This window comes from Sinorhizobium psoraleae (genome assembly GCF_013283645.1).
Lineage (GTDB): Bacteria > Pseudomonadota > Alphaproteobacteria > Rhizobiales > Rhizobiaceae > Sinorhizobium > Sinorhizobium psoraleae.
The window spans coordinates 46,700-65,169 of record NZ_JABEKV010000009.1 but is presented as its reverse complement, the minus strand read 5'-3'; the positions used below and the strand labels follow the sequence as shown (position 1 = coordinate 65,169).

The 18,470-nt window shown below is 59.9% G+C and carries 21 protein-coding genes and 1 pseudogene; 14 read left to right on the top strand and 8 right to left on the bottom strand.

Going from position 1 to position 18,470, the window contains the following annotated elements; genetic code table 11:
• Positions 1 to 95: 95 nt before the first annotated feature.
• The 3 genes from mblB to ILFOPFJJ_RS29945 are packed head-to-tail and all read left to right on the top strand — an operon-like array spanning position 96 to position 4,662.
• On the top strand, positions 96 to 1,229 hold the full coding sequence (gene mblB / locus ILFOPFJJ_RS29955) for an anti-phage 6A-MBL system MBL-fold protein (protein ID WP_173514144.1): 1,134 nt from the start codon (positions 96 to 98) through the stop codon (positions 1,227 to 1,229).
• Between the two features lie 2 nt (positions 1,230 to 1,231).
• Positions 1,232 to 3,505, top strand: coding sequence for an anti-phage 6A-MBL system cap2_3 protein (gene cap2-3 / locus ILFOPFJJ_RS29950; RefSeq protein WP_173514143.1), 2,274 nt, complete (start codon positions 1,232 to 1,234; stop codon positions 3,503 to 3,505).
• The gene (locus ILFOPFJJ_RS29945) at positions 3,502 to 4,662 is read left to right on the top strand and encodes a patatin-like phospholipase family protein (RefSeq protein WP_173514142.1); all 1,161 of its coding nucleotides are present in this window, start codon (positions 3,502 to 3,504) and stop codon (positions 4,660 to 4,662) included. The genes cap2-3 and ILFOPFJJ_RS29945 overlap by 4 nt, the downstream gene beginning before the upstream one ends.
• A gap of 327 nt (positions 4,663 to 4,989) precedes the next feature.
• Here ILFOPFJJ_RS29945 and ILFOPFJJ_RS29940 read toward each other — a convergent pair.
• Positions 4,990 to 5,122: pseudogene (locus ILFOPFJJ_RS29940) on the bottom strand (IS3-like element IS426 family transposase); the annotation flags it as partial.
• A gap of 230 nt (positions 5,123 to 5,352) precedes the next feature.
• Between ILFOPFJJ_RS29940 and ILFOPFJJ_RS29935 the strand changes: the two are divergent.
• Positions 5,353 to 5,979, top strand: coding sequence for a recombinase family protein (locus tag ILFOPFJJ_RS29935; RefSeq protein ID WP_173514141.1), 627 nt, complete (start codon positions 5,353 to 5,355; stop codon positions 5,977 to 5,979).
• A gap of 63 nt (positions 5,980 to 6,042) precedes the next feature.
• Positions 6,043 to 6,828 carry an NYN domain-containing protein gene (locus ILFOPFJJ_RS29930; RefSeq protein ID WP_173514140.1) on the top strand — a complete coding sequence of 262 codons (786 nt, stop codon included), beginning with the start codon at positions 6,043 to 6,045 and terminating at the stop codon, positions 6,826 to 6,828.
• A 6-nt stretch (positions 6,829 to 6,834) separates the two neighbouring features.
• Here the strand turns inward: ILFOPFJJ_RS29930 and ILFOPFJJ_RS29925 are convergent, their stop codons facing one another.
• Entirely contained in the window at positions 6,835 to 6,999 is a 165-nt protein-coding gene (locus ILFOPFJJ_RS29925) for a hypothetical protein (protein ID WP_173514139.1), read from the bottom strand.
• Between the two features lie 471 nt (positions 7,000 to 7,470).
• On the opposite strand from ILFOPFJJ_RS29925, the gene ILFOPFJJ_RS29920 reads away from it, so the two are divergent.
• Positions 7,471 to 7,818: a hypothetical protein gene (locus ILFOPFJJ_RS29920; protein ID WP_376741474.1), complete on the top strand. Its 348-nt coding sequence runs from the start codon at positions 7,471 to 7,473 to the stop codon at positions 7,816 to 7,818.
• 70 nt (positions 7,819 to 7,888) lie between these two features.
• On the opposite strand, the gene ILFOPFJJ_RS29915 is transcribed toward ILFOPFJJ_RS29920, so the two are convergent.
• From ILFOPFJJ_RS29915 to ILFOPFJJ_RS29890, 6 genes are read right to left on the bottom strand one after another with little or no spacing between them, the layout of a single operon-like run.
• Positions 7,889 to 8,305 carry a hypothetical protein gene (locus ILFOPFJJ_RS29915; protein WP_173514138.1) on the bottom strand — a complete coding sequence of 139 codons (417 nt, stop codon included), beginning with the start codon at positions 8,303 to 8,305 and terminating at the stop codon, positions 7,889 to 7,891.
• 11 nt (positions 8,306 to 8,316) lie between these two features.
• Positions 8,317 to 8,898 (bottom strand): hypothetical protein, encoded by a 582-nt coding sequence (locus tag ILFOPFJJ_RS29910; protein WP_173514137.1) that lies wholly within the window; start codon positions 8,896 to 8,898, stop codon positions 8,317 to 8,319.
• On the bottom strand, positions 8,895 to 9,305 hold the full coding sequence (locus tag ILFOPFJJ_RS29905) for a hypothetical protein (RefSeq protein WP_097596276.1): 411 nt from the start codon (positions 9,303 to 9,305) through the stop codon (positions 8,895 to 8,897). The genes ILFOPFJJ_RS29910 and ILFOPFJJ_RS29905 overlap by 4 nt, the downstream gene beginning before the upstream one ends.
• Positions 9,306 to 10,001: a thermonuclease family protein gene (locus ILFOPFJJ_RS29900; protein ID WP_173514136.1), complete on the bottom strand. Its 696-nt coding sequence runs from the start codon at positions 9,999 to 10,001 to the stop codon at positions 9,306 to 9,308.
• Positions 9,998 to 10,534, bottom strand: coding sequence for a thermonuclease family protein (locus tag ILFOPFJJ_RS29895; RefSeq protein ID WP_173514135.1), 537 nt, complete (start codon positions 10,532 to 10,534; stop codon positions 9,998 to 10,000). Before ILFOPFJJ_RS29895 ends, ILFOPFJJ_RS29900 begins: the two co-directional genes overlap by 4 nt.
• Positions 10,531 to 11,139 carry a hypothetical protein gene (locus tag ILFOPFJJ_RS29890; RefSeq protein WP_173514134.1) on the bottom strand — a complete coding sequence of 203 codons (609 nt, stop codon included), beginning with the start codon at positions 11,137 to 11,139 and terminating at the stop codon, positions 10,531 to 10,533. Before ILFOPFJJ_RS29890 ends, ILFOPFJJ_RS29895 begins: the two co-directional genes overlap by 4 nt.
• A gap of 159 nt (positions 11,140 to 11,298) precedes the next feature.
• Here ILFOPFJJ_RS29890 and ILFOPFJJ_RS29885 point away from each other — a divergent pair, with 159 nt between their 5' ends.
• Genes ILFOPFJJ_RS29885 through ILFOPFJJ_RS29855 form a run of 8 tightly spaced genes read left to right on the top strand, consistent with a single transcriptional unit; the run spans position 11,299 to position 18,440 of the window.
• The gene (locus ILFOPFJJ_RS29885) at positions 11,299 to 12,258 is read left to right on the top strand and encodes a lytic transglycosylase domain-containing protein (protein WP_173514133.1); all 960 of its coding nucleotides are present in this window, start codon (positions 11,299 to 11,301) and stop codon (positions 12,256 to 12,258) included.
• An 11-nt stretch (positions 12,259 to 12,269) separates the two neighbouring features.
• Positions 12,270 to 12,617: a TrbC/VirB2 family type IV secretion system protein gene (locus tag ILFOPFJJ_RS29880; protein WP_097596271.1), complete on the top strand. Its 348-nt coding sequence runs from the start codon at positions 12,270 to 12,272 to the stop codon at positions 12,615 to 12,617.
• Between the two features lie 2 nt (positions 12,618 to 12,619).
• Positions 12,620 to 12,919 carry a VirB3 family type IV secretion system protein gene (locus ILFOPFJJ_RS29875; protein WP_096771553.1) on the top strand — a complete coding sequence of 100 codons (300 nt, stop codon included), beginning with the start codon at positions 12,620 to 12,622 and terminating at the stop codon, positions 12,917 to 12,919.
• Between the two features lie 2 nt (positions 12,920 to 12,921).
• Positions 12,922 to 15,381, top strand: a complete 2,460-nt coding sequence (locus ILFOPFJJ_RS29870; RefSeq protein ID WP_173514207.1) for a VirB4 family type IV secretion/conjugal transfer ATPase — start codon at positions 12,922 to 12,924, stop codon at positions 15,379 to 15,381.
• Positions 15,378 to 16,466, top strand: coding sequence for a lytic transglycosylase domain-containing protein (locus tag ILFOPFJJ_RS29865; RefSeq protein ID WP_097596269.1), 1,089 nt, complete (start codon positions 15,378 to 15,380; stop codon positions 16,464 to 16,466). The genes ILFOPFJJ_RS29870 and ILFOPFJJ_RS29865 overlap by 4 nt, the downstream gene beginning before the upstream one ends.
• 11 nt (positions 16,467 to 16,477) lie before the next feature.
• Complete coding sequence (locus ILFOPFJJ_RS29860) at positions 16,478 to 17,182, top strand: type IV secretion system protein (protein WP_173514206.1); 705 nt, start codon at positions 16,478 to 16,480, stop codon at positions 17,180 to 17,182.
• A complete protein-coding gene (locus ILFOPFJJ_RS35460) occupies positions 17,172 to 17,399 on the top strand; it encodes a hypothetical protein (RefSeq protein ID WP_097596267.1) in 228 nt (75 codons plus the stop codon). Before ILFOPFJJ_RS29860 ends, ILFOPFJJ_RS35460 begins: the two co-directional genes overlap by 11 nt.
• A gap of 12 nt (positions 17,400 to 17,411) precedes the next feature.
• Positions 17,412 to 18,440 carry a TrbL/VirB6 family protein gene (locus ILFOPFJJ_RS29855; protein ID WP_173514205.1) on the top strand — a complete coding sequence of 343 codons (1,029 nt, stop codon included), beginning with the start codon at positions 17,412 to 17,414 and terminating at the stop codon, positions 18,438 to 18,440.
• Positions 18,441 to 18,470: the final 30 nt, after the last annotated feature.

The following is an 18,470-nucleotide window of genomic DNA, read 5'->3' as shown; positions in this document are numbered from 1 at the left end:
ACAGGATTCGGGACTTTCGTCCCTCGTGACCGCCCGGCGCTGCCGCGACCAACACCGAACCGTCCCGGCAGAGCTGAGGACCACAGGAGATGAATATGACTGCGAAGCTGACCTTCCACCCCCTCGGCAATGCCGACTGCACCCGGATCGATTTTGCCGACGGCAAGAACATGCTGGTCGACTATGCCGATATGCGGAACGACAACGACCCCTATGACACGCGGATTGACCTTCCTGTCGAGCTGAAGGCCGACCTGCGGGCCGCTGGTCGGGACAACTACGACGTCGTCTGCTTTACCCATCTGGATGACGATCACTGTTGCGGGGCGGGCGACTTCTTCTGGCTCGACCACGCCGCGAAATACCAGGGCGAAGGCCGTATCAAGATCAAGGAATTGTGGGTTCCCGCCGCCGCCATCCTGGAGGACGGCTGCGAGGACAGCGCCCGGATCGTCAGGCAGGAAGCACGCCACCGGCTGCGGCAGGGCTACGGCATCCGTGTATTCTCCCGCCCGAAGAAGCTGGCCGACTGGCTGGCAAAGCAGGGTCTGTCGCTGGAGTCGCGGGCGCACCTGATCACTGACGCGGGCCAGTACGTTCCCGGTTTCTCCAAGTACGGGGCGGAACAGGCCGAGTTTTTCATTCACAGCCCCTTCGGCTGGCGTCAGAACGAGAACGGGATCGTTGACCGGAACCAGGACAGCGTCGTCTTTCAGGCCACCTTCCTCGAAGGCGGCCGCGAAACCTACGCGCTGTTCATGTCCGACATCCACGCCGATTCCATTGACCAGATCGTCCTGACCACCAAGCGCCACGGGCGCGAGGACCGTCTGCTGTGGGACATTTTCAAGGTTCCCCACCACTGTTCGTACACGGCCATTGGCTGGACCAAGGGTGAAGACGAGACCGAGCCTACCGAGCACGTCGAATGGCTGTGCGAGACGCAGGGCCGCGAGCGCCACATCATGGTCTCGACGAGCAAGCCGATGCCGCTCAAGGGGACGCCCGAAGACGCCGATGTCCAGCCGCCCCACCGGCAGGCGGGCAACTACTACAAGGCGGTCGCCCGCGGCGCCGACGGGACGTTCAAGGTGACCATGGAATCGCCCTCGACGGCCCGGCCGAAGCCGCTCAGCATCGAGGTGACGAGCCGCGGCGCGCAGCTCTTGACCGTCTCGGCCGTGGCCGGCGCGGCCAGCATCATCTCCACGCCGGCGCGGGCGGGCTGAGGATGACGGCAGCGCTTCATCCCTGGTGGCAGGGTTTCGGGCAGCCGGTGGCATCGGACGCGGTCGCGCCCGATGCCACGCGGGCGGTCGTCGCGTATGTCGCCTCGAGCCGGGCTCCGGCCGTCACGCTTGTGGAGTCACGGCATTCCGATGACGGCACCCTGGCCGCGCTGCATCTCGACATTGAAGTGGAGCGGCCGCAGGACCTCGCCGCGCCCATCCGCGGCGTGGAGCCGGTGGCCGTGGTCTTCGGGATGAGCGGCGAGCAGCCGGCGGTCCTGGCGCTGCGCCCTGATTTTCCGGAAACCATGCACCAGAACTGGACGCCGGACGACACGCCGCGCGCCCTGTGCATCGATGACCGGCCGTGGGCGGAAGCCCGGCTTGCCTTCACGCCCGCGGACTTTATCCGCCGCATCCAGCTCTGGCTCGCGAAGGCCGCTCGCGGCGAGCTTCACGACACGGCGCAGCCGCTGGAGCCCCTTTTCTTCCGCAACCCGGCGACCATCATCCTGCCGGCGGCGGCCCTGGCGCCGGCCGACCGTCCTGCCGAACTGGTCGGCCATATCCGCAACGAGCACGAGACGGTCATCGTCACCGAGTTCGTGCGGCCGGGCGGGAACGGAGCTGATCCGCAGTTCGTGGTCGTCCCCTTGCGCGCCGCGCCGCAGGGTATGCAGCGCCTGCAGCGCGCCCCGCAGACCCTCGATGCTCTCGCGCAGCAACTGCAGGGCTGCGGGATCGATCTTGGCGCAGAACTCCGCGCGCGTGTCATCGAATGGGCCGGGCTTGATGCCACGGCCGTCCGCCGCCTCCAGGCGCGGATCGCCCTCGTTGTGGCCTTCCCGATCGCAGGGGACGATGGCCGCCAGGCCGACGACCTGCGCGCTTTTATCACCCACGATTCCGCCGGGGATGTCGGCGTTGCCCTCGGCGTGCTCGCGCGCAATGACAGCGACGTGGGCTCAGGCAGCGGCTATGTCAGGATGGTCGGCGTGACCGCCGGCACGGCCGTGCCTGGCCTTCCCATCTCGCCCGCTGACGTCCATCTGGGATTTGACCGGGCTGTCGGCGCGATGATCAGCGGGCAGGCCCAGCCTGACAGGCGCCGCTGCGTCCTGGTCGGCGCCGGATCGCTGGGATCGCAGCTAGCGGTCAACCTCGCGCGCGAGGGCCGGTTCGATTGGACGATTATCGATCATGACAGCCTGCTGCCGCACAACCTTTCCCGCCACGCTCTCTACCCGGTCGATGTCGGCAGGCCCAAGGTCTTTGGCCTGGCGCACCGCGTCGGCGCCTTGCTCGGCGAGCCGGTCCGGTTCTTTCAGGCGAACATCCTCCATCCGCGAGAAGATCTGGGCGCGGATATCGACGCCGCGATGGCCGGCGCGGAGATCATCATCGATGCCTCGGCCTCGGTCGCCGTATCGCGGCACCTTGCCGATCTGCCGCGCCCCGGCGCGCGCCGCCTATCTGTCTTTTTCAACCCGGCCGGAACGGCGGTCGTGCTCCTGGCCGAAGGCGCCGATCCGGGCATCACGCTGCGCGACCTGGAAGCGCAGTATCATCGCCTCGTCCAGGCTGATTCGCAGCTGGCGGCGCACCTCCAGGCCGAGGCGGGTGTCCGGTATAGCGGCTCTTGCCGCGCCGCTACCAACCGCATCCCGGCAGCGCGCGCGGCGCTGCTGAGTGCGATTGCTTCGCAGGCGATCACCGACGCTCTGTCCGCCCCGCAGGCGGCCGTGCGAGTCTGGACGCTGGCCAACAACCATACCGTCAGCCTGTCCGAGCAGGCCGGCTCTCCGGTGCGCCGGATCGCGCTCGGCGACTGGACCGTGACGTACGACCAGGAACTCGCGCGCCAGATCGCCGCTCTTCGTGCGGCAGGCCTGCCGCATGAAACCGGCGGCGTTCTTCTGGGGATCACCGATACGAGCCGCCGTTCGATTCACCTCGTCTTGGCCCTGCCGGCCCCGCAGGACAGCACCGGGAGCGTGACCGCTTTCGAGCGCGGCGTGTCGGGGCTGGCCACAACTGTTGCGGCAGCCGCCGAGCGGTCGCTGCATCAGGTCCGCTATGTCGGGGAATGGCATTCCCACCCACGGGGCTCATCGACGCGCCCGAGCGCGACGGACATCCGGCAATTGTGCTGGCTGACCGAGGAGCTGGAGAGCGAGGGCGTTCCCGCCCTGATGGCGATCGCGGGCGATGACGGACAGCTGAGCGTGCTGCTTGCGGGCAGGGGTATCCTCACGCCCGATGGAGATGCGGCATGAACGATCTCACCGGGGCGCGCGATATCCAGAGCCTGTTCGCGGCCAACGCCGCGCAGGACGATTTCCTGCAGGTCGGCAAGCTCGCCGACACAATCGGTCTTTGCCTTTCCGGCGGGGGCTACCGCGCGATGATTTACCACGTCGGGGCCATCATTCGCCTCAACGAGCTCGGCTTCCTGCCGCGCCTCGCGGAGGTCGCCAGCGTCTCCGGCGGCTCGATCACCGCCGGCCTGCTGGCGCTGCGCTGGCCGGACCTGCGGTTTGATGAGGATGGCCGCGCGGTCAATCTCGACACGTTGCTCGTCTCGCCCCTGCTGCGTTTTGCCGGCAAGGGGATCGACATCAAGGCCGCCCTCTACGGCCTGCTGCCCGGCTGCAGCGCCGATGACAGCCTTGTCCGCGCCTATGACCGGCATCTCTTCCAGGGGGCATGCCTGCAGGACATCCCCGATTCCCCGCGCTTTACCTTCATGGCCACAAATCTGCAAACGGGCAGCGGCTGGCGCTTCGGAAAGAGCTACGCGGCCGACTACCGCGTGGGCATGATCGACAAGCCTGTGATTCCGCTGGCGCGCGTCGTCGCGGCCTCGTCGGCCTTCCCGCCGATCCTGTCGCCGGTGCGTATCGACCTGTCGCGCGAGTCCGTGCGGCCCACAGCCGGCGCCGACCTGCACCGGGCGCCGTTTACCACGACAGCCGTTCTTGCCGACGGGGGAATCTACGACAATCTCGGGCTTGAGCGCGTATGGAAGCGGTGCCGGACGATCCTGGTCAGCAATGCCGGCCGCACGATCCCCGAAGTCGGCCGCCCCACCGGGCGATGGATCGGCCAGATGGTTCGCGCCCTCGGTCTTATTCAGCAGCAGGCCGAGCACTCAAGGCGGCGAATCCTGTTCGGCATGGCCAACCGGGGACAGCGGCAGGTGGCCTACTGGAGTATCGACGCGGCGCCCGCCCACTATGCCGTGTCGGACGCCCTGGCGCTCTCCGCAGAGGAGGCTGCGGCGGCGGCGGCCCTGCGCACCCGCCTGAACCCGTTCTCCCTTGACGAGCAGCGCCTGCTGCTCAAATCCGGCTATGCCGGCGCCGATGCGGCGCTGCGCGCCCGCGGCCTGGCGCAGAATCAGCCGGTGGCCAGTTTCAGTTTCCTGCGCTGACTATGCCGTCACGGTCCGCCGCGACTACGGCCAGGATCCGTAAGCTAATTGCCAGCCGTTTGCGTTTCGCCAAGCTTCTCGGCCAACTCCTGCGATGGCAAGCCATCGGCTACCAACTTGTTCGCCTTGCCCCAGGAAGGCGTTTGAAAGCTTATCGGCGCGCTGCCGGCAATATCGAGATCAATCTTGGCTCTCGGTGAGCATTTAGTTCCGCCGTTGAACGAGCCACGCCACAGTCCCCCAGTTTAAGCCGTGAAGTTTCCAGACTTATATTGCTCATTGCCTGAGCTATGCCTAGACGAGAGGCTGTATCTTTCGCCGAACCGGCATGCCGTTTGATTGAGGGCTGGCGACCGGCGTGATGCACGAGACCAGATTGAGGGCTTGAGCAAATAGCCTGGTCCCTTGCAGTGTAGGCGCTACCGTTATTGGACAGATGTTCGATGGCATGTAGGGCACGCGTGAAATCGCTGCTTTCTGCTCGGACTATCTGCCCTCGAGAGCGAGTTCTGGTCATGCTTTCTGAGTCGGAACCAGGGCGGCCCAGTCCTGAGGACCTTGCCTCATTCCATCAGCTCAATTAAGTGGCTCCTGAGGGCATAGCTCATTTGAATTGCTCTTTGCTTTTCTGAGCTAGGCGAATAAGCTAGGCGCGTTGAAGTATACTCTATTTGGCTACAGGGAGTGGCAATGAGGATCGCCCGGGTTTATCTGCGCGTGAGTACACAAGGGCAGGATCTCGATCGCCAAGAGGCGATCATCGATCAGGCGAAGCAGGCGGGCTATTACGTCGCCGGCGTCTACCGCGAAAAAGCGTCTGGCGCTCGCGCCGATCGGCCGGAACTACTGCGCCTGGTCGCCGATCTTCAACCGGGCGAAGTCGTGATTGCCGAAAAGATCGATCGCATTAGCCGCCTGCCATTGCCTGAAGCCGAAAAGCTGGTCGCGACGATCCGGGGGAAGGGCGCCCGTCTCGCCGTGCCCGGCGTGGTCGATCTCAGCGACCTGGCCGCCGGCGCCGACGGCACTGCCAAGATCGTGCTCGAGTCGGTGCAGGACATGCTCTTGAAACTGGCGCTGCAAATGGCTCGAGACGATTTCGAGGATCGGCGCGAACGCCAGCGGCAGGGCATCGATCTGGCGAAGTCGAGTGGTAAGTACGTCGGCCGACAGGCCGACAAAGCGACACACGAGCGAGTAATCGCGTTACGAACGGGCGGAAATAGCATCGCCCGGACAGCAAAGCTGGCCGGCTGCAGCGTCAGCCAGGTCAAGCGGGTTTGGGCCGCTTTCGTGGCGCAAGCGACGGCTCAATGAAGAAGGCAGCGTTTACAGCTCAGTGATTGCAACTTCGGCGGTTGACTGGCACAAAGTCAAACTATGGCAACTGACAACGTACCGGCCCTCGCACTGCTGATCGATGGCGACAACGCGTCCCCAAAGATCGTCACCGGCCTGCTCGCCGAAATCGCCAATTACGGGGTGGCGAGCGTCAAGCGCATCTATGGCGACTGGACCGGCCCAAATCTTAAAGGCTGGAAGGAGTGCCTGCTTGAGCACTCCATCCAGCCGATCCAGCAATTCGCGTACACGACCGGAAAGAACGCCACCGACGGTGCGATGATCATCGATGCCATGGACCTTCTTTATACCGGCCGTTTCTCAGGCTTCTGTATCGTATCCAGCGACAGTGACTTCGCAAGGCTGGCGGCCCGCCTGCGGGAACAGGGCGTTACCGTCTATGGTTTCGGAGAGCGAAAAACCCCTCGTCCATTCATCACCGCTTGCGACAAGTTCGTCTATTTCGACGTGCTCAATGCCGCTACACCGGAAGCGTCTGAGCCTGCCGTCCCGGCGTCGAAACCGAAGAAGCCTGTTGTTGATGTCGCGCCGGCCAACAAGTCTGCCGCGACGAAGCCGGCGCTGGACAAGGCCGCGCTCGATATGTTGGTCAAGGCCGTAACCGCCTCGGCCGATGAAGACGGACGCGCCAATCTTGCCCGCGTCGGCGCACATCTGGCAAAGCAAGCACCGGATTTCGATGCTCGAAATTATGGCTTTCCTCGTCTTAGCGACCTGGCCGAAGCGTCTGGCATCGTCGACGTCGAGCGCACCGGAGAGAACCCCAAGATCGTCATGGTGAGACTGAGGAAAGATCGCCGCTGATAGACGCTACGGAGGCGGATCTGCGCTGATCAGCGGATCGAATGCAGCCTCTTCCTGCTGGTGCTGCGCAATTGCCCGCTCCAGCTCAGCCGCGATCTGCTGACGCTCGCCGGCGTCGATCGATGCCGCCAACTCAGCGCGCAATTCCTGAATGTGATCGTATGTGGTCATCGTCAGCTCCTCTGATTGAAAACAGAGGCTAAACCCCGAGCTGATGGGATTTGGGTCAATGACCACCTTGGCGGCCCGAAGGGCAAATGGGGGAACCGATTTTGTCGCTTGCGGCAAAATTGGGGGAAACCGTCTGTCGTTGATGCAGGCCCGTCAGCTCGGTACGCTCGACTTATGTTGAGAGAGAGAAAATACCTGTCCGTATGGCACCGTATTTCGGCCGAAGGCCAATAGATTCAATTCACTGAGAGGGGAGAAAGAGCGCTGCCCTCTCTCCCCCACAAGCACTAAACCGGTCTCCCCATGCTTCGGCCGATGGCCTGCAGCACCAGCCGGCTGTCCCGACTGGCCCTGCGGGTGGGTGATCCCCCTCCGGTTTAGCGCTTGTCCCCCTCTCTTCCGCTGCTCCGCGCGAACTCGGGGAGCAGGAGCGGGGCTCCTGCCCTCCCTTTCGATTTGGGAGGCCGAGGAGTGACCGTGGAACCTGGGATTGAGGTTGCTATGACGGAAGAGAGCAGGGCGGAAACTGCGGTTTCCCTTGATGAGTTGATGGATCGGCATATAGCGGCGCAACTGGCAACCGCGGATGCCGTTCGTGTGTGGGATGAACGCAGGGCGGCCGGCGAGGCAACAAGTGTCGCCTATGCAAACGGACTGTTAGGTGTTGCGCAAGACGAAGAAGCCAGCCGACTGGCGATCGTCAATTATAGGCCACAGGGAGATCGGGAATTGAGGATGAAGCTGACCTACATGGCGGCTTACCTGATCGCCACATGCGGCACCCTGGACGCCAATGAGATGAATTCGATCTTGGAATAGGGCGGCTCCTTCAGTCGCCCTTTCGAGATCTAGGAAGCGAAAAGCCCGCGTTCAGCGGGCTTTTCTATGATTAGTTTATTGTCGCGATCCACTCGCCGGATGCTGATTTGGCAAAGCCGACAATCCTTTCGATGGGCTGCGCCTCAGGCGACATTTTGACTGAGGTCATGCAGGCTACGCCTGGGCCTGAACCGGCTTTGTCGCATTGTCCGAGTGCCACGGAAATTTCCGGCATATTGTTCCTGTCCCAAACGAGGGGAGACGCCGCGTGAGCTTTGCGGTAGGCCGCTGTTGCTTCGGCCTCCGACGGCGCCTCGACTGTCGGGATCGGGCAGAGGGACGGGTCGGCGGAGATAGCGGTGACCAATTCGGCCTTTGAAATAGCCTGAGCTTCCACCTTTGGCTCTGCTGTCGCCAGATAGGTGCCCCCAGCTCCGGCCGCGAGGCCGACGCTCGCCGCGGCCGCCAACAGAATATTTTGGTTCATAGGCCTCCCCCTTAGGTTCTGAGATTAAACCAGAAGCGCTCTTTGACGCCCTTGTCGTTTGGAATGTCAAAAAACCAGGGGTCTGCCCGACGGGGCCGGGGCGAAGTTACTTTCACCTTGCAGCCATTGTCTTGATTCCAGAAATCGTCATCGCGACCGCTTCGAATGACCTCAAGCGTGATACGGCCCTGCTCATTAGCTTCATCGTTTCCATATAGACGATGGAATTCAGAGCGATCCTTGCACTTGTCTACGATGCGGACGCACAGATCCTTTTCATCGCTGAAGCCATGATCATCTCCATTGCTGCTCGAGGCGGGTTGAAAGCCGGCAGGGCATTCCTCGAAGACTTCCCGGCCAGGTTCTCCGGCTTTCGCCTCGTGGCAAATAGGCCAATCGAACCCAGGCTTTGACATTGCGGAGATGAGCTTTTTCATTGGCGGCACGCAGTAGGGAACGCCTTGCCACGAAGGGTTTTGTGAGGCGGCGCAAAGCAACACTTGGCAGCCCCAGGAAGCATCCTCAGCCTTTGCACCTGTTGGCGCGAAAGCGAGAGCAGTAAGACCGGCAGCGGCATAAAGCAGACGTTTCATATCAGTTGGTCCTCATTGATCGTTGCGGCTGAAGAAGCCCGACCGACGAACAGCTTGTCGATCGGAGCGACGTGTTGCACCCGATCCCCGGCGGCATAGATGACGGCAGCGATGAGCGCGAAGACTGAGAACCAGAAGATCCCGATCCGAAAGAGAAGCGGCTGATTGGGGATATCCCGGCATAGCGGCGGAAAGGCGAAGAGACCGACCAGGAAGCAGTCGAGCGCCAGATGACGTTGATCGAGAAAGAGGATTGATACGATCAAAAGCCCCACGGCCAACGGTGCGTGCACCCACCAGATTTTTTCCGAGACGGCGATCAGCGCGAACGACAGCGGAATGGCGAGTAGCAGGCTCGCCAGCGGATCCGTTGCGAACGAGTTCGCAATATGAGCGAAGTCGGGCAACTATCGGTCTGTCCTCTTAGGCTTCCTGCGTGCGTCGATGAAGGGTGGTGAAATCTCGCTTTCGCGCTCGGCGATGAGGTTGGCATCAGCGATCGGCTGGCGCTCTAACGTCTTGTCCACTGCCTTGCGTCGCCATTCGTTCATGTCGAGGACATAAGTGGCCCACATGCCATAGCGAGCGGTCATTGCATGCCGCTGATAAGCTAGGTACTGGCTGTTGTATGAGTAAGGGGACGCCAGACGCGCCCAGCCGACGCGAAGCATTTCCACCGCAATGTCGCTCCCGCCTGATGTGCAACGCGCCCGCGGGATTCCGTCATTGTCATAGGATACGACGCTGCATTCAACCGGCTTGTTACTTACGGTCCTTTTGAGCCAGGCTTTGGCGAGCGGGCCGCAAGGGACTGGCGAAGGTGCCTTCTGCCGTTCGCGGTTTAGCCATTTCGGATCAAGAGCCCATTGGGGGAGCTCGCACGCATCGATGTCGACGAGGCGCACGCGCTGCGCATATTGAGGATACCATAGGGTTCGGCCATCCATGACCGCAACACGTCCTTTGTAGACAGGATATACCGGAACATCGGACCAATCCTGCTGCTGCTTGGTCGTCGTCGCCGGATTCTTGACGAGATCAGCTGCCGTAGCGGGTTGGACGATCGCAGTAAGAACCGCGGCTGCGGACAGGTATCGCTTCATGGGTTTGCCTTTTTGTTTCGTGCATTCACCTCACGGCTCAGGAGAATGGCCGGGTGCTGCACGTCTTCGAATTGCCAGAGGCCTGCTCGCTTATCTCGAGCAAGTTGTTCGGCCACGGCATAAGGGACGTGATAGGGCAGGCCCTCACCGTTGAGGGCTGCGAAGGCGTATCCACTTGTTATCAGGACGTTCGCGAGGTCGAGTCGTTGTCTTCCGACGGTGGCGTAGCAGACGACGTAGGCGGTATCATCCTTCTTCGCCACCGGGGCGCAAACAGGTTTGGTGTCTTTGATGTAGGCCGCAAACACAGCAAGGGAGGCCTCGCCGCAATCGCGCTTCTGCCCGTGCTTGTCGGTATATGAAGTGCCGCGCAAACATGATTGAACTCCATAGAGCCGGAAGCGCTTGCCGTCCGAGGTCCACGTATCGCCGGTTTCCAAGGTGACGCCGGGCAGCAGATCAAAATATCCATCGGGCGCGGCTATGGCGGTAGCTGGCAAGAGAGCCGAGAGAAGGAGGAGAGCCTTTCTCATTGGCCCTTAACCCTCGGATCGGCCCACATTCCGAATGAGCCCTTCTGGCCGATCTCCTCGGCCTTGGCGAGATCTGGACGAACAGGCGTTCCGTCTGGCTTCTTTGAGAGGCGGAGTGCGCCGAGCGATAGAAGCTGCTCTTCAAACATATCGACGGAATCGAGACTTCCGGGAAAATTATAGTAGCCGTAGCAAGTCGCGTTCTGGACCGGGGCACCTTGCTCGCTCACGAAGGCGCGGCAAAATACGACCTTGGGGTTTTGCAGCATGATTTGAAGCTGCTGCTGCGCAAAGGCAGTGCACGTCCCGGCGAAGTCTTCGTTGCGATTGACCATCTCGCCTTTGCAAGGCTCAAGCCCATAAAGGTGCAGTGTCGTTTTCTCGTCTACGCGGAAGTCAGTCGGCGAAACAGCCTTGAAGCCGGCTGTTGTTGCATAGCCTTTGCGGTCGCCGACTTTGCCGCTCCCGTCATAATACTCGATCACCAGCACGGTCTTTCCCGGTGCTGCCAGGGACTTGATGTAGTCCTTGTTGATGTCCGTAACGGACAAGGCGGGTGTTGCCATTAAGCAACTTGCTACTGCGGCAATTATCATCCGTTTCATTTTCTAGCCCTTACCCATATTGCTTCCGTCTATTGCCCCGCGAAAAGGGGTTTAAGTGTGCAGCAAAAAAGTGTATCGCTGAACCAAATCGATGTCACGCGTTCACCAACTTAATCAGTTTTTGTATCAATCACAACACCGCAAGTTTGGCGGGGACCGATGGAAAAAAGGGCTAGAATTGCAGGCAGTTCGGGCAAGGCCGCGTTGGCGGGGACTGCCCTTTTGACCATGTTCCTGGGCGGGATTTGTCACGCCCAAGACGGTCATAAAAATGGAAATATTGCTGATAATAAAGGCACTTGGCAAACTAAGAGTAATGCTGAGCTTGCAACGAACTTTGAGGAACGATGGAATGGGCCTGAAAAGGAGTTCGTTCTTGGCTCTGATGGCGTCGTAAAGCAGACCGACAACGCAGATGAAAACCAACCGAAATTTAGGGGTTCGAATCAAATTGATGCAGCCTTAGGCTATTCTGCTACCGGCAATGGCGCAGCCCAAAATGCTGAAAATGTGCAAATTCCGACAGGCTCAATAACGCAATTTGATGCAGATTTTCAGGCGAACAGCGGCACCAAGGAAGTGCATGAATGTGGTCCGTCTCCGCTAAACACTGACGAAATTAAGTCTTTGGTTGTGCAGACGGCGCGGAAGTACAGCGTCGATGAAGTCTTCGCGGCGGCAATCGCCTGGGCAGAGAGTGGCTTTGATCAAAGCCGCAACTCGCCCAAGGGTGCTCGCGGGCCGATGCAGCTCATGCCGGCTACGGCCGCTCGCTTTGGCGTCAAGGATGTCTGTGATCCGGCGCAGAACATCGAGGGTGGCATGAAGTATCTGCGGGTACTGCTCGACGAGTTCCAAAACCCCCTACTCGTCGCGGCCGCCTACAACAGCGGCGAACAGCGGATCTATGAGCACGGTGGCATCCCGCCCTTCCAAGAAACGGTCGGATACGTCGCCAAGGTCGTGAACTATCAGCTCGGGCTGCCCATGCCGGCGGCAAAAGGCAAATCCAGAAAGCCCGCTCAGCAAGCGGTCTCGGATGCGAGTGACAGCGGGGACGCTGGTGTCATCGCTGTGAAGAAAACCGGCGCGTTTGTCGGCGGTGTGATGCACTTTTGAAGGAGAGAAGTATGCAGATTGCAATGCAAACGGGGAAGTCTCAGGCCGTAAAGCTTGCGGCTCTGTTCGGTCTCGTGGCCGCTATCCAAATCGTTGGCGCCGATATCGCCTTTGCGCAGGCTGCCGGAGGAGGCGCCTTCGCGCCGCTTCAAACCGCGGTCCAGATGATCGTCGATTTCATCACCGGTCCGTTCGGCCGCCTGATGGCGATCATCGCTGTCATCGGACTTGGCTTCCTCGCCTTCGCTGGCCGTCTTTCATGGTTCACGGCGGGTGCGGTCGTCATTGGCATTGGTCTTGTGTTCGGTGCGCCGTCGATCGTTGACCAAATGATTTCGTCTGTCGGCGGCGGCAACTGATCATGAGCGAGTTTCAGGACGAAAAGCCATCTCTGACGCCGCTGGTGATCGGGTTAACCCGGTCCCCAACGCTTTGGGGGGTACCTTACATGGCAGTGGTGCTGATCGTTGGCATCACCATCATCGGCTGGCTGGCAACGAACCATCTTTTGGCGTTGCTCATCGCTCCGGTCGCCTACCTTGTCCTGTTCTCGCTCTGCACCTGGGACAACAAGATCCTCGACGTGCTGCAGGTGACGTCTCGCAAGACACCGCGCACGCCCAACAAGCGCTTTTGGGGCACCAACTCCTACGGACCGTAACCATGCTGAAAGTTGTCAAAGAAGAGCTTGGGTTTGGCCGGGTCGCTGGAAACGAGCGGCCCATGTCGACTCATATTCCGTATCTGCGCCATGTCTCTGATACGGTTGTCGGGCTGGAGAACGGCTCACTTTTGAGCGTCATCAAACTTGATGGCCTTTTCTTCCAAACGGAAGACCAGGCTGAGCTCAATATGCGCTCGGTCGTGCAAAACACGATGATCCGAGCCTTAGGGTCCAGCCGCTATTCTCTTTGGTCGACCGTGATCCGCCGAGAGGTCGAAACGGAGATTGGCGGCGCGTATGACTCATCGTTCTGCAATCTTTTGAACAAGCGTTACATGGAACAACTGCGCCATAAGCGCATGTTCACGAACGAGATTTACCTGACCATTGTGCGCTCTGGCATGCGGGGGGCTCTTGGCGTCGGCGACACGCTGAAAAGGATCTTCGACAGGGCCAACAAAGACGCTCGGGTCCAGCAAACGCGAGAAGATGTTACAGAGCTTGAAGAGCTGATCGGCAACATCGTGCGTGATCTGCACAAATATGGCGCCCGGGCTCTCGGCATTACCTATCGTCGCAGGAACGACGACGAGGCCAAGATCGAAGGACAGGAGGAGAAGGAAAGGGGCGAGCCCTACTCCGAGCCCTGCGAATTCTTCAATACGATCCTGACATGCGGCGTGCCGCGTAAAATGCGGCTGCCACGCATGGGTATCCGCAATTACGTGGGCACGTCGCGACTGCATTTCAGCAAAAGGACCATGCAGGCTCAAGCGGCGGTAGATGAAGACAGCCGCTTTGGCGCGCTCCTGTCGATCAAGGAATACCCGCCCTTTACCGGCCCGGGCATGCTCGATGGTTTGTTGCAGGTGAACCACGAATTCATTCTGACGCAATCCTTCACGATCGCTGACAAGCCGATTGCGCAAGAGCGTATTAGCCGATTGCAACGGCAAATCCGGGCATCGGACGAATCCGGCAGTTCGGTCGAGCAGGATATCGACTTTGCGCTCAATAGCCTGATGAACCAAGAAGCCGTGTTCGGCTTCCACCATCTGTCGCTTTTGTGCCTCTCCCGCGATTTGCAGGGCATAAGCCGCACGGTTTCCGAACTCGGCGCCTGCCTCACCGACATGAACATCAACTGGCTTCGTGAGGATTTGAACCTCGAGGCCGCGTTTTGGGCGCAGCTCCCCGGCAACCACAGCTACATTTCCCGCAAGGCGATGCTTTCGAGCGCGAATTTCTCCGGCCTCTCCTCGATGCACAATTTCGCGACGGGGCAGGCTGATCGCACTCATTGGGGACTGCCGATCACCATTCTCGAAACCACGTCGCAAACGCCGTATTGGTTCAACTTCCACCGCCGCGACATCGGCCACTTCCTTGTTACCGGCCCCACTGGCTCCGGCAAGACGGTCGCGTTGACGTTCTTGTTGGCGCAGGCGATGCGAGTTTCGCCCACGCCAAGGGCCGTGTTCTTCGACAAAGACCGAGGGGCGGAAATCTTCGTAAGGGCGATCGGCGGTTCGTATGAGGTGCTGTCGCCGGGGACGCCAACCGGCTTCAACCCGCTCCAGCTCGACAATACCGGCCCCAATCGCGAATTTTTGCTGCGGCTCTTGAAGGCAATGCTGCGCTCAGGTGATCGCAACGACTTTACCCAAGAAGACGAGGATACGCTTGAAAGAGCGATTGTTCGTCTGATGCAGGAACCTGCCGCGGAACGCAATTTGCCAAACCTCGCCGGTCTGCTAGTCGGCCGATCGCGGGCGGATGCCAATGACCTTCATTCTCGCCTCCGCCCTTGGATCGACGGCGAAAAGGCTTGGCTGTTCAACGCCCAGCATGACGTCCTCTCCTTCTCTGGTCGCAGCGTTTTCGGGTTCGACATGACGAACATACTCGGAAACGAGGATCTTCGCACGCCGGCGCTGATGTACCTCTATCACCGTTTGGACGAGCTCCTGGACGGCAACCCGGTCATGTTCTTCATGGACGAGGGTTGGCAGCTCCTCATGGACGAGACCTTTTCGGCCTTCATCGTCGACAAGATGAAGACGATCCGTAAGCTCAACGGCATTGTCGGTTTTGGCACTCAATCCGCCGCAGATATCGCCAAGGCGAAAGCTTCGCATACGCTGATCGAGCAATCGGCGACCAATATTCATTTTCCAAACCCTCGTGCCGATGAAGACAGCTACATCAAGCGCTTCGGCCTGACGGTGAAAGAATTCAACTTCATCAAGAATACCCCGCCCGAAAAGCGAACCTTCCTCATCAAACACGGCAATGACTCGGTAATCGCTCGGCTCGATCTCTCCACTATGCCCGATCTCGTGAAGGTGCTTTCCGGACGGAAGGAGACCGTCGAGGAGTGTGCGGCGCTTCGGGAAAAGTATGGCGACGAACCTGAAAATTGGCTGGCTGATTTTTGCGGATGGGAGAAGGCCGAATGAGGAAAAGTCCTGCATTAGGGGTAATTTCTGCGCTGTGGCTTGGCGTTGCTGGACCGGCTGTTTCTCAGGTGCCTGTCATCGATGGGAAAGTGCTCGAGACCGACACGAAACGTGACGCGACAACTACGGAAATCGAAAAGACGGACAGCGACCGTCACACTGTCAGCAAAAGCGTGACCTGCTCGATGTATCGCCCAGGCCGAAGCGGCGATGCAGCCTCAGCGGCCACGGCAAATCCGGAGATTACCGGTCTGGTGAAGCGTGTCGCCCAAGAGGAAGGCGTCGATGAAAACCTCTTCATGGCGCTTGTCTATCAAGAAAGCCGCTTCAATCCTTGTGCGAAATCGCCGGTCGGCGCGATCGGGCTTTCTCAACTCATGCCTGGTACGGCAAAAGATCTCGGGGTCGATCCGCACAATATCGAAGACAATCTCCGCGGCGGGGCGCGCTACCTGAAGCAACAACTTCGCCGGTTCAACGGCAACACCAATCTGGCGCTGGCCGCCTACAATGCGGGACCTGGCAATGTACAGAAGTATGGCGGGATTCCTCCATTCAAGGAAACGCAAGGGTATGTCGCGAACATCACCCAAAAGTGGCTCCCGGCCTTCGGCGGTTCCGACGTTGCCAATATCCCGGTGAACTATGGCGGCGGATCGACGTCCTTTACCGGCATGCGGGATTCTACCATCAATTCCATGGCGACGTCGCAGGCGATCGGCGAAGGCGGCGGCAACGTCGCATCGTGGCTGCAACAGTTAGGTGCGATGTCCAGCGGCACAATCCAGGACAGTTGGGACCACAACTCCGGTGCCCGCAACGCCAATCTCGAAATGATGAACCAAGTCATCCGCCTCGGCACAACGATGGCGGATCTGATGAACTCCCGTAACGCGGTTGATCTCAGCGGCCTGTCCGGGTCCTCGCGCACCAGCGATTTCAAGGATGATGACGATAAGGAGGATCGCGAAACGACCGGTTTGTGCGATCCGCGCCAGGAGCTCGAATGGAGCCCGGTGGAGAAGGCTTGCGTTCAAAAACGGGAACGCGAGGACAACGTAGAACTGATGTTGAACGCTCAATGAGGAGAACTGCCATGAAACGTTTGATTTTGACGGCGTATTCGGTGGCCGCCCTTGCGTCCTCGGCTTTGGCGCAAGTTCCGGTTATCGACGGTGCCAATCTTGAGATTGCGCAGCGAACGTCGAAGACGACCGATGATATCCTTGGCACTAACAAGGAAGTGCTGAAAACGGTCCAGGAAACCCTTCAAGCGGTGACCGGCGACCGCGGAAGCGATGCCAACCAGATGCAAAATCTTGCCGTTGGCAATGGCTTCAGCGTCTCACAGATGCCGTCGTTCGATAGCCTGATGTCGGGTGGCGTTCCAAACTTCGGCGGTATGGGCGGCGATGTCGCCAAGGTCGCAACGACCTTCATCAACGGCCTGCAGCTAGTGAAAAATCTGTCCGGCCAGTCGGGCAGCTCCTTTTCCGGCGACAAGTCCTATGAGGAGATGGTGAACACCGTTCTTGGCGTCGCTGCTCTCGTCACCGGTTCACAGCAGGCCGTCCAGACTCGCCGCTCGTCTTTCGAGCAGGCTGGCGCAAATATCGGCCAAGCCAAGGACATTAAGGGCTCGATCGATCAGAACACTCAGCTTCAGGTGCAAGCCGGGCTGACGATCAACGAGCTGATCGGCGTGATGAACGGGGCCGTATCGTCGCTCCAGGCCGACAACCAAAGACGCCTGACCGACATCTCTAATTCTAAGAAGGCTCTCAGCTACAGTGACCAGTAAAATCACCATGCCAGCAAAGGTGCTTTTTCCTTTCTTGATCGTAGCCGGTCTCGCCGGCTGCGGCACGGCGGCGAAGGAAAAGACCGCTCCTTGCAAGAGGCCTGCGAACCTGACCTCCTATGCGTCAGATCCTCGCCTCGAATGTGGGCCGATGACAAGTGTCAACGGCAACGCAGCCGACGCCTTCGCTGCTATTGACGCCATGACGGCGAATTAAGGACGGTTGGCGATGAACGACTTCCTTGGAGCGTTGCTGGAAAGAATTGAACAGACCGGAGCGAATTTCTCGTCGCGAGCCTACGGGATCGTCGGCAATGAGGTCGTGCCGCTGCTGACGATCATGTTCATCGCATACGTGGGCTTTTACGGCCTCCAACTGTTCATGGGAACCGCTCGCGTCAGCGTCAGCGAGATTATCGGTCGGGTGGCGCGTATGTTGATCATCCTCGCGCTGGTGAGGAATTGGGACTATTTTAACACCCTCTTCTATTCTTGGCTGAACGACACTCCGGAGGACGTTGGCCGAGCTATCCTCACCGCCACAGGGACCGGTATCACGGAACCGACAAACGGCCTGTCGATGATCTGGAGAACTGCCAACGAGGCAGCTTCAGCCTTCGCGGAACAGTCAGGCTATTTTTCGGTGTTGCCCTCGATGGTCGGTTTTCTGATCATGTTCGCCGTCGCTGTTTTTATTGCGGTAGCATTGGCCATCCTTCTGCTTGCAAAGGTGATGATGTGGGTCTTGATCGGGACGGCTCCCATCTTCATCGGTTGCATGCTTTTCGACCAGACGAGGGGTTTGGGCGTCGCCTGGTTCCAACAGGTGCTGATGTATGCATTGATCCCGCTGTTCGTTTATGTCGTTGCGGCATTCCTTATTGCAGCAATGGACCCGGAACTGACCAAGGTCAGCAGCGCTGCAAGCCAAAGGCGCCTTCAGCTCAGTGACATTTCCGCTTTCTTGCTGCTCTGCGCCGCCGGCGCTTTTGTCCTCTTTAATATTCAGGTTCTCGCGCAAGGGATTACCGGTGGTGTGGCTGCCGGTCTCGGCAATGTCGCGCGCGCAGTCGGGCGATTTGCTGGCATATCGGCACCCATTTCGGCCCTGTCCGGAGGGCAGCGCCTCGCGGGAGCAGCAGGCAACGCGGGAATGCAAGCCAGGGCGCGCACGCAAGAAGGCATGCGAGCCAACATACGAAACGCCAGCGCTGAGGCGATGCAGAACCGCATCAGCAACAACAGCACGCCTCGTTGAGGCGCGAAAGTAAGGGCTAGGTTTAAGGGC

Excerpts from the sequence above, each read along its gene's own strand:
- ILFOPFJJ_RS29935 (WP_173514141.1), top strand. The coding sequence starts at position 5,353 with ATGAGGATCGCCCGGGTTTATCTGCGCGTGAGTACACAAGGGCAGGAT.
- ILFOPFJJ_RS29875 (WP_096771553.1), top strand. The coding sequence starts at position 12,620 with ATGAGCGAGTTTCAGGACGAAAAGCCATCTCTGACGCCGCTGGTGATC.
- ILFOPFJJ_RS29910 (WP_173514137.1), bottom strand. The coding sequence starts at position 8,898 with ATGAAACGTCTGCTTTATGCCGCTGCCGGTCTTACTGCTCTCGCTTTC.
- ILFOPFJJ_RS29930 (WP_173514140.1), top strand. The coding sequence starts at position 6,043 with ATGGCAACTGACAACGTACCGGCCCTCGCACTGCTGATCGATGGCGAC.
- ILFOPFJJ_RS29945 (WP_173514142.1), top strand. The coding sequence starts at position 3,502 with ATGAACGATCTCACCGGGGCGCGCGATATCCAGAGCCTGTTCGCGGCC.
- ILFOPFJJ_RS29885 (WP_173514133.1), top strand. The coding sequence starts at position 11,299 with ATGGAAAAAAGGGCTAGAATTGCAGGCAGTTCGGGCAAGGCCGCGTTG.
- mblB (WP_173514144.1), top strand. The coding sequence starts at position 96 with ATGACTGCGAAGCTGACCTTCCACCCCCTCGGCAATGCCGACTGCACC.
- ILFOPFJJ_RS29870 (WP_173514207.1), top strand. The coding sequence starts at position 12,922 with ATGCTGAAAGTTGTCAAAGAAGAGCTTGGGTTTGGCCGGGTCGCTGGA.
- cap2-3 (WP_173514143.1), top strand. The coding sequence starts at position 1,232 with ATGACGGCAGCGCTTCATCCCTGGTGGCAGGGTTTCGGGCAGCCGGTG.
- ILFOPFJJ_RS29915 (WP_173514138.1), bottom strand. The coding sequence starts at position 8,305 with ATGAACCAAAATATTCTGTTGGCGGCCGCGGCGAGCGTCGGCCTCGCG.
- ILFOPFJJ_RS29900 (WP_173514136.1), bottom strand. The coding sequence starts at position 10,001 with ATGAAGCGATACCTGTCCGCAGCCGCGGTTCTTACTGCGATCGTCCAA.
- ILFOPFJJ_RS29855 (WP_173514205.1), top strand. The coding sequence starts at position 17,412 with ATGAACGACTTCCTTGGAGCGTTGCTGGAAAGAATTGAACAGACCGGA.
- ILFOPFJJ_RS29890 (WP_173514134.1), bottom strand. The coding sequence starts at position 11,139 with ATGAAACGGATGATAATTGCCGCAGTAGCAAGTTGCTTAATGGCAACA.
- ILFOPFJJ_RS29895 (WP_173514135.1), bottom strand. The coding sequence starts at position 10,534 with ATGAGAAAGGCTCTCCTCCTTCTCTCGGCTCTCTTGCCAGCTACCGCC.
- ILFOPFJJ_RS29925 (WP_173514139.1), bottom strand. The coding sequence starts at position 6,999 with ATGACCACATACGATCACATTCAGGAATTGCGCGCTGAGTTGGCGGCA.
- ILFOPFJJ_RS29860 (WP_173514206.1), top strand. The coding sequence starts at position 16,478 with ATGAAACGTTTGATTTTGACGGCGTATTCGGTGGCCGCCCTTGCGTCC.
- ILFOPFJJ_RS29880 (WP_097596271.1), top strand. The coding sequence starts at position 12,270 with ATGCAGATTGCAATGCAAACGGGGAAGTCTCAGGCCGTAAAGCTTGCG.
- ILFOPFJJ_RS29865 (WP_097596269.1), top strand. The coding sequence starts at position 15,378 with ATGAGGAAAAGTCCTGCATTAGGGGTAATTTCTGCGCTGTGGCTTGGC.